We start from the raw sequence: 14,864 nt of genomic DNA, 5'->3' as shown, positions 1-14,864 counted from the left end.
GTCCCCACCCCCGCATGCCCCGACAACGCCAGCGTGAGATCGAACTCGGCCAGCAGGGACCGGATCACGTGCTCGACGCCGGGCTGTCCGTCGAGGGCGAGGCCGTATGCGTACGGGCGGCCCAGTAGTACCGCACGCGCTCCGAGGGCGAGGGCCTTGAACATGTCTGCCCCGGTCCGGACTCCGCTGTCGAACAGGACTGTCAGGCGGTCGCCGACCGCTTCGGCGATCCGGGGGAGCGCGTCCGCAGCCGCGACGGAACCGGCGACCTGGCGTCCGCCGTGGTTGGAGACCACGACTCCGTCCATTCCGGCGTCGGCGGCGAGGCGGGCGTCGTCGGGGTGGAGGATGCCCTTGAGGATGATCGGGCCGGGCCAGTTCTCGCGGAGGAAGGCGAGGTCGGGCCAGGTCTTGCCGGGGTCGGCGAAGAGGCTCACGAAGCGCAGGACGGCCGAGTTCAGGTCTTCCTGGGGTGACTTCGCGAGGCCCGACAGGAACGCCGGGTCGGTGAAGTGGTTGGCCGTGCCCACCCCGTGCAGGAACGGCAGATACGCCTGGTCCAGATCGCGCGGGCGCCACGCGAGCAGCGGCGTGTCCAGCGTGACGACGAGGACGGAGAACCCGGTGGCCCGCGCCCGGCTCAGGAAACTCCGGGTCACCTCGCGGTCCTTGGACCAGTACAGCTGGAACCACCGCTCGGCGTCCCCCATAGCCGAGGCGACCTCCTCCATCGGCGTGCTGGACGCCGACGACAGCACGTACGGCACGCCCTGCGCGGCAGCCGCCCGTGCAGCCGCCGGTTCCGCGCCGGGGTGCAGGATCGACAGCACCCCGATCGGAGCCAGCGCCAGCGGCGCGCGCAGCGTACGGCCCAGCACCTCGACGGACAGGTCCCGCTCGGCGACGTCCCGCAGCATGCGCGGCACGATCCGGCGCCGCTCCAGGGCCGCCCGGTTCGCGCGCGCCGTACTGCCGTCCCCGGCGCTGCCCGCGACGTATCCGACCGGGCCGGGGCCGAGGCGCCGTTCGGCCATCTCCTCCAGCGCCGTGAGATCGGTGGGCAGCCGGGGCACCGCGCCGGTCAGGCCGTTGAGGTAGATCTCGTACTGGAAGTCCGCCGCGTGCTGCCCCATGTCGCTCCCTTACTCCGAGATTACTCCGCGATCTCCCGCAGAATGCGGGCGAGTTCACGAGGCTGAGAGAACATCGGCCAGTGCCCGCTGTCCATACGGATCAGGTCCCAGGACGGATTCTTGAGCAACTCCGTGACCGCCGGGAGCGGTTCCTCGCCGTCGAGGAGGCACTTGATGTACGTCGCCGGGAGGTCGGGCAGCGTGCCGGTGAGGGCGGCCGGCTCGGTGAGGGTGGCGCCCGGGTGCGGGGTCGCGCCCGCGACGATCCGGGCCGACTGCTCGGGCGTCAGGCCCAGTTCCACGAACTGCTCGACGGGCGGCGGCGGCCAGCACCCGCCGTGCGCCGCGAGGGCCTCCCGCACCCAGTCGCTGTCCCAGCCGTCCAGGAACCCCTGCCCGTCCACCGGCACGTTCGCGTCGACGAACACCACCCGCCGCAGCCGCTCCCCGATCCGCTCGGCGGCCTGCCCCACCGGCACGCCCGAGTAGCTGTGCCCCACGAGCACCACGTCCCGCAGGTCGAGCCGCTCGATCTCCTCGACGATGTCCCGCACATGCGTCTGCTGCCCCGCAGGCAGATCCCGCTTCTCCGCGAGCCCCGACAGCGTGAGCGGATGGGCCGACGGCAGCTCCGCCGCCACCTCGTCCCACGCCCACGCCCCGAGCCAAGCCCCTGCCACCAACACGAATCCGGTCATGTCCGCAAGGTAGCCGACGGGTCTGACAATCCGTCCTGACCAGGCAGAACACCGTTCCCGGTGATCGGCGGCACGGGCATGTCCACGGTCTTCGCGAACCGCGCGCCCTCCGGCCCGTACGCCGCGCGCGGTTCGGGGAAGATCCGCAGCAGCGACAGGAACAGCACCGCCGCGACGACCAGCGACAGCGGCAGGCTGATGTCGACGCCGTTCGCGAGGTCGCCGAGCGGGCCCACGAACTGGCCGGGGATGTTCGTGAACAGCACGCCGACCAGCGCCGCCACCCACCAGGCGGTCATCCCGCGCCAGTTCCAGCCGTGCGCGAACCAGTAACGCCCGCCGCGCTGACGGCGGTTGAAGACCTGGAGGGCGTCCGCGTCGTACCAGCCGCGCCGCGTCCAGAAGCCCAGCATCATGACGACCATCCACGGCGTCGTGCACGTCACGATCATCGTCGCGAACGTCGAGATCAACTGCACGACGTCCAGCGCGAACCGGCCCACGAAGATGAACGCGATCGCCAGCCCGCCGACCAGCAACGTGGCCCGCACCCGGCTCAGACGCGGGAACACCGACGAGAAGTCCAGGCCGGTGCCGTACAGGGCCGTCGTACCCGTCGCCATGCCGCCGATCAGCGCGAGCAGGCACACCGGCAGGAAGAACCAGCCCGGGGAGATCGCCAGCAGGCCGCCGACGAAGTCCGGGGCCGCCGGGTCGACGTACGCGGGCGCCCGCGCGGCGATGATGCTGGCCGTGCCGAGGCCGAACCCGAACGGCAACAGCGTCGCGAGCTGCGACAGGAACGCCGCGCCCACCACCCGGCGGCGCGGCGTGTCCGCCGGGATGTAGCGCGACCAGTCCCCGAGGAACGCCCCGAACGACACCGGGTTCGACAGCACGATCAGTGCGGCGCCGATGAACGCGGGCCAGAACGCCGCGTCGGACGTCGACGAGAACGCGCCCGCGTACGAGGGGTCGAAATCCCCGGCGAACGCGACCACGCCGACCAGGAACAGGACGGTCGCGGTCGGCACGGCGACCTTGTTGACGAACAGCATGAACCGGAAGCCGTACACGCACACGGTGAGCACCAGACCGGCGAACAGCGCGTACGCGACGGCGTACGACGCGTCCCCGCGCGGGAGGTCCAGCAGCCGGTGCGCGCCGCCGACCAGGGCGTCGCCGCTGCTCCACACGGAGATCGAGAAGAACGCGACGGCCGTGAGCAGCGAGAGGAACGAGCCGACGATCCTGCCGTGCACGCCCAGGTGCGCGGAGGAGGAGACCGCGTTGTTCGTGCCGTTGGCCGGGCCGAACACGGCCATCGGGCACAGGATCAGGGCGCCGACGAGGACCCCCAGGAGCGTCGCCGCGAGGCCCTGCCAGAAGGAGAGGCCGAAGAGGACCGGGAACGCGCCCAGCACGCACGTGGAGAACGTGTTGGCGCCGCCGAACGCCAGCCGGAACAGGTCCAGCGGGCGCGCGGTGCGGTCGGCGTCGGGGATGCGCTCCACGCCGTAGGGCTCTACCTCGGTCAGGGACGGCGGCTGTGCTGATGATGACTCAGGGGACGTCATGGGGGCTCCAACGGGGCGGCGGCGGAGGCTGGTTCTGAGGGGTGCGGTGACCGTACGGCTCGCGCGCGGGCGCCTGCCAGAGGTTGATTCGTCTACAACTGGCGGGGTGAAGTGGATGGTTCGACCATTGCTCGGCCCGGAGTATGTGAAGGGAATGTTTCAGGTCGATTGCCGAACCTACGAGAACCGGCCATCCGGGCCGGGAAGAGGATCATGAAGCGCTTGCCTGCGGCGTTCTCGCGTTCGAATCCTGTCGCTTCACGCCACTGATTGAATACGCAAGGTTACTGAAATCTGTGGGGTCGATGTGAAGTCCGGCGCCGGACCCGGCAGAGTGGCGTCCGCCGAGCGGCACCCACCCGGTGACCGGCGGCACAGACTCCAACCGAGCGGAAGGAAGCACACGATGCGGAACACCGCGCGCTGGGCAGTGATCGGCGGCCTCGCGGCCGTCACCGTGTGCGGGCCCCTCACCGGGTCCGCGCCCGCAGCCCCGTCCGCAGGCCAGGCCTCCCTGTACGCGCCGTCGGCCCTCGTGCTGACCGTCGGGCACGGCGAACGCGCCGCCGGTACGACACCGGCCCGCGCCGTCACCCTGAACTGCGCGCCCACCGCCTCCGGGACCCACCCGGCCGCCGCCCTCGCCTGCGCCGAACTCCGCGCCGCCGGCGGCGACTTCGAGGCGCTCGCGATGCGGGCGAGCGGACCCTGCACCAAGCAGTACGACCCGGTCGTCGTCACCGTCGACGGCGTCTGGCAGGGCCGGCGCGTCGCCTACGAGCGGACGTTCGCCAACGAGTGCGTCAAGAACGCGGGCGCGAGCAGCGTGTTCGCGTTCTAGACGGCCACGCGCCGCCCTCCACGCGGGCCGCGTTCTGAGTGAACCGCCCGCTGGGCGGGCCGAGTTCTGGGCGGACCGCGGTCAGCGCGGGCCGCTCGCCGAGACCGGAGTCGCGGGGTCCCTGTGGACGCCACGAGAGGCTCGTGACTGGGGAGTGCGAGTCCTGGACACGGGAGGGCCTGTGACTCCTGGGACCCCGGGGACCGGAAAGGCGGGGTGGGGCCGCCGCCGGTTCCCGGGGTTCACCCCTTGAGGGTCGACTCCCGGGCCCCCAAGGTCACTCCTCGAACTCCGGTTCCTCACCGGGGATCTCCGCCAGTGGCGGAAAACGGTCCGTCAGCCGCGCGGCCACCAGCAGCCGCCGTACGGCACGCCCCTCGACGACCAGCCGCAGCCGGCCGCCGCCGCGCCGCGCCCGCTCCTCCGCGCGGCACAGCGCGCGCAGGCCCGAGCAGTCGAAGAACTCCACCCGCCGCAGGTCCACGAGCACATCCGGCGTCTCCCTCCTGCTCGCCGCGTCCAGATGCTCCGCCAGCAGGTCCGCGGTCGCCAGGTCGATCTCCCCGGTCACCTCGACGACGGTGAACCGGCCGCTGGACCTGGTCCGCGCGTGCGGATTGGCCGGTGGCGTCATGTCCTGTTCCACCTCGGCAGGGGGCTCGCTCCGGTCCCGGAAGCTACCCCGCACCACCGCGAACCATCCCTTCACAGCACCCCGCAAGATCTAGTTCACTCGACCTGGTGAATTTCCGCTCCCGGGATTGACCGGGGCCGTGGGGAACTGCGCCGGGACTGTGTTCGTTGTGCCGGTGTACGTGAGGTGTTTCGGGTGGGTGCGAAGAGGCGTTTGACGTACAGGGCCCAGCCGAGCGCGAGGTTGGCCAGCAGGACGCCCAGTGCCGCGCGCAGGACGCTGCCCAGAGGCGCTCCGGGTGGCACCCGGGCCGCCAGCGTCAGGAGGAGCAGGGCCGCTGTCGCGAGGGCCGCTGCGGTGGTGACGGCTTTGAGGAGACGGGGCATGGTCAGTCCGGGGACGCGGGCAGGAGGCGGGCCTTGGCGAAGCGCTGCATCAACGGCTGCTGGTCCTCCTCCGCCGCCTTGCGCAGCGCGGCGACCGCGGGGACCGGCGCCGCGAACTCCAGTAACGCCGAGTTCGTGTCCGACTCGATCAGCAGAAGGCACTTCACCGTGGCCTCTTTCGTGGTCCTCAGGACCAGCAGGTGCCGGACATGCGGGGCCGCGGCCCGGAGCTGGGCGGAATCGCACCACTGCGCGAGCTTCTCCGCGTCGAACTCGTAGAACGTGCCGGAAGGGGTCGGGCAGTCCGGCTTCGGCGCGCGGGCGCTGCCCAGGGCCGCGCCCGCCATGACGGCCACGGGGACGAACCCCAGCCGCACCCAGGGGTTGGAGACCAGGAGGAAGCCCGCCGCCAGCGGCGCCCCCACCAACAGGAAGTCCTTGAGGCGCGGTCCACCTCGACGCGTGGGCCTGTTCTGGGGCATCGGCTTCCCTGGGGTCGGTGTCAGAAGAGGGCGGGACGGGGCGACAGTTCCACCGAGTCGAGTACGAGAGCCGGCCCACCTAACGCACCCGTTCCCCCGTCCGAACCCACCGGACGCATCCCCCTGAGATGCGCCCTGACCTGGGGCAACACGGAATGCCGGGCCCCCCGTCGCCCTACCGGACCATCCTGCCCCGGCCGTGGCGGGATCGACTATGGGGGTCAACACCCATTGAGGCCACGGCGGGTTTCATGCGAGTGGGGGCGGATGCGCGACACTCCGCCCTCAACACCCCCTGAGCCCAGCCGCCTTCACCACCCCCTACGCCATCTGCCTCCGCACCAACTCGTGCAACCGCCCCCCAGCATTCGCCAGCAACTCCCCTGGCGCCCCCACCTCCGCGACCTTCCCGTTCTCCATGACCACCACCCGGTCCGCGTCCATCACGGTCGACAGCCGATGCGCGATCACCACCCGCGTGGCGTTCAGCTTCCGGGTCGACTCGATGACCACCCGCTGCGTCTCGTTGTCCAGCGCGCTGGTCGCCTCGTCGAAGAAGAGGATGCGGGGCCGGCGGATGAGGGCCTGGGCGATCATCAGCCGCTGCCGCTGTCCCCCGGAGATGGCGCCCGCGCCGGAGACGATGGTGTGCAGCCCCATCGGCATCCGCTTGATGTCGTCCGCGAGCCCGGCGAGTTCGGCGGCGGCCATCGCCTCCTCCGGCGTGTAGGACTCGGTCCCGCAGATGACGTCGAGGATGGACCCGCTGAACGGCTGGGCGTGCTGGAGGACGACCCCGCACTGCCGCCGGACGGCGGACTGGTCCAGCGCGGAGAGGTCCTGCCCGTCGTAGAGGACACTCCCGGACACGGGACGGTCGAAGCCGATCAGCAGCCGCAGCAGAGTGGACTTGCCGCACCCGCTGGGCCCCACGACCGCGACGAACTCGCCCGGGCGGACCTCGAAGGACACGTCGTCGAGGACGAGCGGCCCGTCGTCGGAGTACCGGAAGGACAGCCGGCGGGCCTCGATCGCCCCGGTCAGCGGACCCGGCCGGGTCGCCGCACCCCGCACCTCAGGCGTCGCCTCCAGCACGGGCCGGATCTCCTCGAACAGCGGCAGCGCGGCGACGGCGGAGACGAACGCCCCGGTCAGGGACGTCACCGAGGTCAGCAGCATCGTCACCGACGTGTTGAAGGTGAGGAAGTCGGACGCGGACATGCTCCCGCGCGCCGGCCCCGCGAGCAGCATGAACATCAGCAGCGTGCACACCGGCAGATACACCGCGCCGAGCACGGCGTTGAGGTTCTTGATCCGGCCCAGCCGGTGCTGGAGCTCACGGCTGCGGGCGAACTCGGACGCCCAGGCGGCGTACGCGTAGTTCTCGGCGGCGGCGACGCGCAGCTTCGGCAGCCCCCGGAGCGTCTGGAACGCCTGGTTGTTGAGCTTGTTGGACAGGACGACGAGCCGCCGCTGCCACCGCACCTGCCACAGCCCGAGCCCGAGGAAGACCGCGCCGATGACGACGAGCATCCCGATCGCGGCCATCGCCATCGGCACGCTGTACCAGAGCAGCAGCCCGAGGTTCATCGCGCCGACCGTCAACGACTGCGCGACGGACGGCCCGAGACCGGCCATCAGCCGCCGGATCGCGCTGATCCCCATGGCCGCGCTGGCCAGTTCACCCGTGGAGCGGGAGGAGAAGAACTTCGTCGGCAGCCGCAACAGGCGGTCCCACACGGCGGGTTGGAGCGTCGACTCGATCCGCCCCTCAAGCCGCAGGATCGTCAGGTTCTGCAACAGGATGAACGCGGCGGCGACGACACTGCTGAGCATGACGGCCAGGCACACCTGGACGATCAGCCCCTCCTGCGCGCGCGGTACGAACTCCCCGAGCACCTTGCCGGTCGCGATCGGCACCAGCGCCCCGATGGCCACCGTCACCAGCCCGCTCAGCAGGAGCAGCGCGAGGTCGCCCCGGGTCCCGCGCATGCTGAACCGCAGCAGACCCAGCGGACCCATGGGACGGTCGGGCAGCGGCCGGTAGAACATCACCGCGCGCGGCTCGAACTCGCTCGCGTTCGCCTTCTCGACCGGCGTCTCCCGCCCGGTCCCGGGATGCACGGCGACATACCCGCCACGCCGCCACAGCAGCGCGACCGGCGCCCCGGACAGCGCGCGGTGCCCGACGAGAGGGCCCACGTCGTCCCGCCACCAGCGCCCGTCGAGCCGTACGGCCCGTACGCGCACGCGGGAGGCGAGGGCGACCTGTTCGACCGGGTCGAGCCGGTCGTTGACGGCACCCATCCGCGCCGGCTCGGTCAGCGCGATCCCGGCGGCCTGGGCGACCAGCTTGCACGCCGCGAACGTGGCATCCGCGTCGGCGGACGTCGAACGCCGGGACGCCGAGGGCTTCTTGATGGACGCGAGCAGGGTCCGGTCGGCCTGGACGCGGACCGCCTCACCGGCCTTGATCCCGGCGGCGGCACGCGTCTCGTGGGTGCGTTCGAGCTGCTCGATCCAGCGGTCGAGGGTGGTGAGGAGCCGGTACTGCTGGTCGACCATGCTCTGCCAGACGGCCGGGTCCATCAGCAGGTCGGCGGCGGCCTCCTGGCCGTACAGCGTGCCGTACTGGACGCTGCCGGGCGGCACCTGCATCCAGAACACGTCCTCGTCCTCCCCCACGCTCGAATGAACTCGCGCGGGGGCACCCCCATCTTCCGCCGCGCCCATCGGGGCCTGGAAGAGGATGGAGAGGCTGCGGCCGACGCCCAGGGAGAGGGCGTACTCCAGAGGGCTGGTCGTCAGCGGGGCGTACTGCGGATTGCCGTACTCGTCGTACGACCACACCTCCCGCTGCACCGGCTGGTACAGCTCGCGCAGCCCGATCCGGTGGACGACGCAGTCGCGCACCGGCCGCGCCACCAGCGTGTGCTGCGCCCCCGCGACCGGGCCCAGCAGCAGCGAACCCGTCTCCAGGCGGCCGAGGTGGTGCCAGTGGCCCTCCTGCCCCGCATCCACCGCGAACAGGTCGAGCGCGCCCGACGCGACGAGCCACAGCACCTGCGGCCCCTCCAGGTCGAGCCGCGCGGAGCCCGCGCAGTCGAAGCGGGTGCCCGACTGCCCGAGCGCCCCGAGGACCAGGTCGCCGTCCTGCACCGTCACCGCTCCCTCACCAGCGCCGCGTACGCGCCGCCGCGCGCCACCAGCTCCTCGTGCCGTCCGCGCTCCACGATCGTGCCGTGCTGGAGAACGACGATCTCGTCGCTGTCGCGGACCGTGCTGAGCCGGTGCGCGATCACCACGCAGGCGCAGCCGCGCCGCCGCAGGTTGTCCATGACGACCAGCTCGGTCTCCGCGTCGAGCGCGCTGGTCACCTCGTCGAGGACCAGGACGCTCGGCCTGCGCACCAACGCCCGCGCGATCTCCAGGCGTTGCCGCTGCCCGCCGGAGAAGTTCCGGCCGTCCTGCTCCACCTTGCTCTGGATGCCGCCCGGCCTGCGCGTCACCACGTCGTACAGGGCCGCGTCCCGCAGCGCCTCGGTCACCGCCTCGTCCGTGATCGACGGGTCCCACAGCGCCACGTTGTCGCGGACCGACCCCTCGAAGAGGAACACCTCCTGGTCGACGAAGGACACCGACGCGGCGAGCGCGCCGCGCGGGATGTCGTCCAGGCGCTGCCCGTCGATGCGGATCACGCCCTCCCACGGCGTGTAGAGGCCGGAGATCAGGCGGGACACCGTCGACTTGCCGCTCCCGGAGCCGCCGACCAGCGCGACCTGCTGGCCCGGGCCGACGGTGAGGTCGAAACCGGACAGCAGCGGCTTGTCGAGAGGGCTGTAGCCGAAGGTGATGTTCTGGAGCTCCACGTGCCCGCGCAGGCGCCGCGTCGAGTCGGCGCCGCCGGGGCGGTCGTACAGCGGGTCGGCGCGGAAGTTCTCCACGTCCTTCAGCCGGGCCACGTCCGCCGCGAAGTCCTGGATGCGGCCCGCGACGCCGTTCAGGCGGGTCAGCGGGGCCGTGAAGCGGGCCACCAGCGCCTGGAAGGCGACCAGCAGGCCCACCGAGATGTGCCCCTCGATCGCGCGCATCCCGCCGATCCACAGGATGAGCGCGCTGTTGAGGGTCGCGAGCGTCGGCGCGACCACACCGAGCCAGGCGCTCGGCACGCCGAGCCGCTGCTGCTCCTCCAGCGTCGTCGCGTGCTGCCCGGCCCACTTGCGGAAGTAGCCGTCCTCGCCGCCGGTCGCCTTCATCGTCTCGATCAACTGGAGCCCGGTGTAAGCGGTGTTGGTCAACCGGGCGTTGTCCGCGCGGAGTTTGGCCGTCCGGGTCGCGCGCAGCTTGATCACGACACGCATCGCGACGATGTTCAGGAGGGCGACGCCGACGCCGACGAAGGTGAGTTGGGGGTCGTACGTGTAGAGGAGCACGGCGTACAGGACCACCACCACCGCGTCCACGCCCGCCGAGGCGAGGTCGCGGGCCAGGGTCTCGGCGACCGCGTCGTTCGACTGGAGGCGCTGCACCAGGTCGGCCGGGCTGCGCTGAGAGAAGAACGTCACCGGCAGGCGCAGCAGGTGGCGCAGGAAACGGGCGCTGGAGAGGGTCGAGGAGATGATGCGGCCGTGGTGGAGGTTGGCCTGCTGGAGCCAGGTCAGCGCGACCGTCAGCAGGACGCAGGCCGCCATGGACGTGAACAGGACGCCCAGCAGCGAGGTTTGGCCGCCGATGAGGAACATGTCGATGTACTGACGGCTCAGCGCGGGCGTCGCCGCGCCGACCAGGACCAGCAGCAGGCTCGCGAGGACGGCCGCCGGGAGCGTACCCGCCGTACCGCGCAGCCGGGCCGGCATCGCGCCGAGCACGCCCGCCTTGCGCCCGCCCTTCTCGAACTCCTCGCCGGGTTCCAGGACCAGGACGACACCCGTGAAGCTGCCGTCGAAGTCCTCCATCGGGACGAACCGGCGCCCCTTGGCAGGGTCGTTGATGAAGACGCCGCGCCGGCCGAAGCGGCGGCCCATGCCGTCGTAGACGACGTAGTGGTTGAACTCCCAGAACAGGATCGCCGGGGTCTGCACGCCCTCCAGGGCCGCCAGATCCATCTGCATGCCCTTGGCGGTGAAGCCGTAACTCCGGGCCGCCTTCAGGAGGTTGCTGGCGCGCGAGCCGTCCCGCGAGACGCCGCACGCGATGCGCAGCTCCTCCAGCGGGACATGCCGCCCGTGGTGCGCGAGGACCATCGAGAGGGAGGCGGCCCCGCATTCGACGGCCTCCATCTGGAGCACGGTCGGCGTACGGACCGTCTTCACGGCGCTCACGGCAACAGCCAGTCGACGGGCCGCTGTTCGGCCAGCTTGATCGAACCGCTGGCCAGCGTCATGGAGTCGAGCCCGTACGGCGGCCCCTCGGCCGACGACCAGCGGTAACCGCTCTTCGTCTTCGCCGACTTGTCGAGCTGGACGAGCACCGCGACGGGCCGCCCCTTGCTCGTGAACTGCTCGCCGAGCTGCTGGTCACCGAGGAACGCGGCGATCTGCTGCGCCGACTGGGCCGCGCGGTCCACCGATTTCACATGGCCGCGCAGCACGCCGTACTGCTGGGTGGGGACCGTCTGGACGGTGAGGTCGACGGCGGCGTTCTCGGGGATCGTGGCCGCGTTCTGCGCGGGGACGTAGACGGTCGCGTACAGCGGGTCGTCGGGCTGGGCCACCTTCTCGATCGCGGCGACGTTCGCGCCGGTCGAGATGATCTGGCCGATCGTCGCGGCGATGGCGGTGACGCGTCCGGCGGCGACCGTACGGACGACCGCGTCGCCCTGCGCCGTCCGCACCTGGAGCAACGGGGCGTTCGCGCCGAGCCGTTGGCCCTCCTTCGCGAGGACGGCGGTGACCTGTCCGGCGGCCGGGCTCTGGAGGATGTAGCTGCCCTCGCCGTGGGTGAGGACGGCGGGCGCGCTCACCGTGGAGGCGACCGAACCGGTGACCGCCCACACGGACCCGGCGGCCAGCGCGGTGACCGTCACCGCCAGCACCAGCCAGCCCTGCGGACGCGCGAAACGCACCGGCAGGTCGAGGTCCTCCGGCGACTGGAGCTTGCTCAGGGCCTGTTGGCGGAACTGCATACGACCTTCACGGGACGGGCGGTCAGCACGGTGCGGAAAGCAGCGAAGAGCCCCGGAGCCGGGTCACGGCTCCGGAGCTCAGCGACTGTGAGGCGTCGATCAGAGACCGGCGACCAGGTTGGTGACCGGGGCCACGCTCAGGCCGGTGACACCCTCGACCGTGCTCACGGCGGTGTTGACGACGCCGGAGACCGGAGCGATGCCGTCGACCAGGTCGGTGACGGTGCCCAGCGCGTTGAGGGTCAGGCCGCCGGAGACGTTGTCGAGCTCGGCGTCGGAGATCTCAACGGTCTGGATGGAGTCCATGATGGAACTTCCCTTCCTGATGGATGTGCTTGAGGGGGTGACCTCCGTAGGCCGGAGGAGCGGGCCCCCTCGGGGGGACGACTGGATCAAAGCAGTCCCGCACCCGGGCTTCCAATCAATCCCCCCTCCCCCGAGGGCAGTTGACGGCCGATCCGTGCGGAAGCGTGCAGGCGCTTCCACAGCGCGCCGCCGAGTTCTTCACATGAAGGCACTTGATCGCTCGGATGAGCGCGGTGCGCTGTCGAGGCGAATCCGGCACTCCCGAGCCAAACGTTGCGACGCGTTTGCCGAGTTGTGCGGGAAGTGCGACCGAGGTGACTCCGATGAGCAATCGATGTGCAGATTCCTTGGGCCGGGGATTCGGCCGCGAATTGTCGGCGGAAAGTCATCGGCCGATCACGGAGAGGTCCGGCGACGGGGATTCCCGCCAGGACCGGCGGGATTGAGACAACCGGCGTGACCGGTGCGGATGTACGGGAGGGCGTCCTTCCTCTTCTGGTGGGCGAGTTGCCCGGACCGGTTCTGTCGCTTTCGGTGCCGGTCAGCGGCATATGAGGGGTTGGCCGATTACCCGCTGCCGCCCGGCCGTTCGCAAAGAAACGGGAAACAGGTTTGAACGCCCTCCCGGAGACCCGCGTACTCATGGCCAACCAAGGCGCCGCTGTACGGAGCTGCCGACGAGGCAGCACAGACCCCGTCCCCTCAGGAGGTCGAAGAACGTGAGTCACAAGCGAATCCCGAAGCGCAAGGCAGCGATAGCCGTCGGAGGTGTGGCCGCGCTCGGAGCGGCGGCACTCCTGCTGCCCAACGCGAACGCTTCGCAGGACGGTGACACGAACGCCTCCTCCGTCGCGCCGAAGACGCTGAAGTCCTCCGGCGACGTCTCCTCCCTCGCCTCCCAGCTCTCGAAGATGCTCGGCGACGCGTTCGCCGGCTCGTACTACGACTCCGACGCCAACCAGCTGGTCGTCAACGTCGTGAACGCCTCCGGCGAGCAGAACAACGCCGTCGAGCAGGCGCAGAAGGCGGGCGCGAAGGTCCGCGAGGTCGCCAACAGCACGGCGAAGCTGGAGTCGGCCGCGCAGACCCTCAAGGCGCGGGCGACCATCCCCGGCACGTCGTGGGCCGTCGACCCCAGAACGAACAAGGTTCTCGTCACCGCCGACTCCACGGTCACCGGCTCCCGGTGGGACCGGCTCGAATCGACCGTCAACGCCCTCGGCGCGAACGTCGCCACCGTCAAGAAGTCCGCCGGGACCTTCAAGACGTTCCTCTCGGGCGGTGACGCCATCTTCGGTGGCGGCGCCCGCTGTTCGGCCGGCTTCAACGTCACCGCAGGCGACGGCTCGCCCGCCTTCCTCACCGCCGGGCACTGCGCTGTCGCCGAGGAGCAGTGGTCCGACTCCGCGAACGGCCAGCCGATCGCCACCGTCGACCAGGCGACCTTCCCCGGCGAGGGCGACTTCGCGCTCGTCAAGTACGACGACGCGAACACGCAGGCGCCGAGCGACGTCAACATCGGCGGCGGCCAGAACGTCCAGATCCTCCAGGCGGCGGACGCGACCGTCGGCACGCAGGTCTTCCGGATGGGCTCGACGACCGGCCTCAACGACGGCCAGATCCTCGGCCTCGACGCCACCGTCAACTACCCCGAGGGCACCGTCAGCGGCCTCATCCAGACCAACGTCTGCGCCGAGCGCGGCGACAGCGGCGGCTCCCTGTTCTCCGGCACCACCGCCCTCGGCCTCACCTCGGGCGGCAGCGGCAACTGCACGGTCGGCGGAACGACCTTCTTCCAGCCGGTCACGGAGGCGCTCAACGCGTACGGGGTGAGCGTCTTCTGACGGTCCATCACATCGGCGCCCCGGGGAGATCTCCGGGGCGCCGTTCGCGTGTTCAGACGGGCAGGACGCCGAGGGTGGTGACCTGGCGGTTGTGGAAGCGGTCGTCCTCGACCAGCGTCGTGATGCTCCCGGCGGGCACCGGGAAACTCACGCGCCCCGCAGCCTCGGCCGGCATACCGATCCACGCCGCCACGACGAACGTCAGCGAGCCGCCGTGAGTGACCACGATCTGGTGCGGGCAGGGGCGTTCCAGGATGCGGGCCAGGGCGGCGTACACCCTCCGCACACACGCCCCCTTGGTCTCCGCCCCCTCGACCCCCTCGTCGTGCCACAGCCGTTCCCCCTGAGCGGGCGGTGCCACGAACCGCTGGTCGAGCCACTCCTGGGGCCTGCCCTCCGCCTCTCCGTACGACTTCTCCCTGAGCTCGCTGGTGAACACCAGCTCCACGCCAAGGAGTTCGCCGATCGGAGCGGCCGTCTGCCGGGTGCGCAGGAGGTCCGACGCGTACAACTCCGGTTCGGCTTCCGGCGGGATGCGCTCCCGTAGGGCGCGGGCGATGCGGGTCGCGGCTCGCAGACCGCCAGGGGTGAGGGCCGAGTCGTACCAGCCGCCGACGAGGCGGTCGACGTGGTGGGTGGCCTCGGGGTGGGTGACGACGTGCAAGGTGCGCATGGGGCTCTCTACCACAGGCCCAACTGGCGTAGGTCCGTCGCGTACTTGGTGATCAGGGAGCGGGTGAGGTGGGGGATGTCCTTGTCGGGGCCTAGGCCCGCTGATCGGACTGCTTCGTGGAAGCGGGTGGCGGGGACTGTCGAGGTGCTGTCGCTTATACACATCG

General features: G+C 71.0%; 11 protein-coding genes and 1 pseudogene. 2 read left to right on the top strand and 10 right to left on the bottom strand.

The window, feature by feature from the left end; all coding sequences use genetic code 11:
* The 3 genes from AOK24_RS04135 to AOK24_RS04125 all read right to left on the bottom strand — a co-directional run.
* The coding region (locus tag AOK24_RS04135; RefSeq protein ID WP_055718689.1) for a lactate 2-monooxygenase at positions 1 to 1,133 on the bottom strand (1,133 nt) is incomplete at its 3' end.
* A 20-nt stretch (positions 1,134 to 1,153) separates the two neighbouring features.
* Positions 1,154 to 1,831, bottom strand: a complete 678-nt coding sequence (locus tag AOK24_RS04130) for an alpha/beta fold hydrolase (protein ID WP_055718688.1) — start codon at positions 1,829 to 1,831, stop codon at positions 1,154 to 1,156.
* Positions 1,828 to 3,408 (bottom strand): purine-cytosine permease family protein, encoded by a 1,581-nt coding sequence (locus AOK24_RS04125; protein WP_055718687.1) that lies wholly within the window; start codon positions 3,406 to 3,408, stop codon positions 1,828 to 1,830. The genes AOK24_RS04130 and AOK24_RS04125 overlap by 4 nt, the downstream gene beginning before the upstream one ends.
* A 406-nt stretch (positions 3,409 to 3,814) precedes the next feature.
* On the opposite strand from AOK24_RS04125, the gene AOK24_RS04120 reads away from it, so the two are divergent.
* On the top strand, positions 3,815 to 4,249 hold the full coding sequence (locus AOK24_RS04120) for a subtilase-type protease inhibitor (protein WP_055718686.1): 435 nt from the start codon (positions 3,815 to 3,817) through the stop codon (positions 4,247 to 4,249).
* Positions 4,250 to 4,526: 277 nt separating this feature from the next.
* Here the strand turns inward: AOK24_RS04120 and AOK24_RS04115 are convergent, their stop codons facing one another.
* The 6 genes from AOK24_RS04115 to AOK24_RS04090 all read right to left on the bottom strand — a co-directional run bounded on the left by AOK24_RS04115 (position 4,527) and on the right by AOK24_RS04090 (position 12,181).
* The gene (locus AOK24_RS04115) at positions 4,527 to 4,883 is read right to left on the bottom strand and encodes an STAS domain-containing protein (RefSeq protein ID WP_055718685.1); all 357 of its coding nucleotides are present in this window, start codon (positions 4,881 to 4,883) and stop codon (positions 4,527 to 4,529) included.
* Between the two features lie 388 nt (positions 4,884 to 5,271).
* Positions 5,272 to 5,751, bottom strand: coding sequence for a hypothetical protein (locus tag AOK24_RS04110; protein WP_109364631.1), 480 nt, complete (start codon positions 5,749 to 5,751; stop codon positions 5,272 to 5,274).
* 321 nt (positions 5,752 to 6,072) lie between these two features.
* A complete protein-coding gene (locus AOK24_RS04105; RefSeq protein ID WP_055718683.1) occupies positions 6,073 to 8,916 on the bottom strand; it encodes an NHLP bacteriocin export ABC transporter permease/ATPase subunit in 2,844 nt (947 codons plus the stop codon).
* Entirely contained in the window at positions 8,913 to 11,063 is a 2,151-nt protein-coding gene (locus AOK24_RS04100; RefSeq protein ID WP_107103894.1) for an NHLP family bacteriocin export ABC transporter peptidase/permease/ATPase subunit, read from the bottom strand. Before AOK24_RS04100 ends, AOK24_RS04105 begins: the two co-directional genes overlap by 4 nt.
* Before the next feature lie 5 nt (positions 11,064 to 11,068).
* Positions 11,069 to 11,875 carry an HlyD family efflux transporter periplasmic adaptor subunit gene (locus AOK24_RS04095; protein WP_055718681.1) on the bottom strand — a complete coding sequence of 269 codons (807 nt, stop codon included), beginning with the start codon at positions 11,873 to 11,875 and terminating at the stop codon, positions 11,069 to 11,071.
* Positions 11,876 to 11,974: 99 nt separating this feature from the next.
* Complete coding sequence (locus tag AOK24_RS04090; protein WP_055718680.1) at positions 11,975 to 12,181, bottom strand: hypothetical protein; 207 nt, start codon at positions 12,179 to 12,181, stop codon at positions 11,975 to 11,977.
* 719 nt (positions 12,182 to 12,900) lie between these two features.
* Here AOK24_RS04090 and AOK24_RS04085 point away from each other — a divergent pair.
* Positions 12,901 to 14,019, top strand: a pseudogene (locus tag AOK24_RS04085) (S1 family peptidase); the annotation flags it as partial.
* Between the two features lie 58 nt (positions 14,020 to 14,077).
* Here AOK24_RS04085 and AOK24_RS04080 read toward each other — a convergent pair.
* Complete coding sequence (locus AOK24_RS04080; RefSeq protein ID WP_055718679.1) at positions 14,078 to 14,698, bottom strand: histidine phosphatase family protein; 621 nt, start codon at positions 14,696 to 14,698, stop codon at positions 14,078 to 14,080.
* Positions 14,699 to 14,864: the final 166 nt, after the last annotated feature.

This window comes from Streptomyces niveiscabiei, from assembly GCF_001419795.1.
GTDB classification, from domain to species: Bacteria; Actinomycetota; Actinomycetes; order Streptomycetales; family Streptomycetaceae; genus Streptomyces; species Streptomyces niveiscabiei.
Note: the sequence above shows the minus strand (reverse complement) of the source record. Positions and strands in the feature narration are given on the sequence as shown.

What these genes read in the sequence shown, in the direction of transcription:
- AOK24_RS04110 (WP_109364631.1), bottom strand. Translation starts at nt 5,751, where the DNA reads ATGCCCCAGAACAGGCCCACGCGTCGAGGTGGACCGCGCCTCAAGGAC.
- AOK24_RS04130 (WP_055718688.1), bottom strand. Translation starts at nt 1,831, where the DNA reads ATGACCGGATTCGTGTTGGTGGCAGGGGCTTGGCTCGGGGCGTGGGCG.
- AOK24_RS04125 (WP_055718687.1), bottom strand. Translation starts at nt 3,408, where the DNA reads ATGACGTCCCCTGAGTCATCATCAGCACAGCCGCCGTCCCTGACCGAG.
- AOK24_RS04095 (WP_055718681.1), bottom strand. Translation starts at nt 11,875, where the DNA reads ATGCAGTTCCGCCAACAGGCCCTGAGCAAGCTCCAGTCGCCGGAGGAC.
- AOK24_RS04115 (WP_055718685.1), bottom strand. Translation starts at nt 4,883, where the DNA reads ATGACGCCACCGGCCAATCCGCACGCGCGGACCAGGTCCAGCGGCCGG.
- AOK24_RS04090 (WP_055718680.1), bottom strand. Translation starts at nt 12,181, where the DNA reads ATGGACTCCATCCAGACCGTTGAGATCTCCGACGCCGAGCTCGACAAC.
- AOK24_RS04080 (WP_055718679.1), bottom strand. Translation starts at nt 14,698, where the DNA reads ATGCGCACCTTGCACGTCGTCACCCACCCCGAGGCCACCCACCACGTC.
- AOK24_RS04120 (WP_055718686.1), top strand. Translation starts at nt 3,815, where the DNA reads ATGCGGAACACCGCGCGCTGGGCAGTGATCGGCGGCCTCGCGGCCGTC.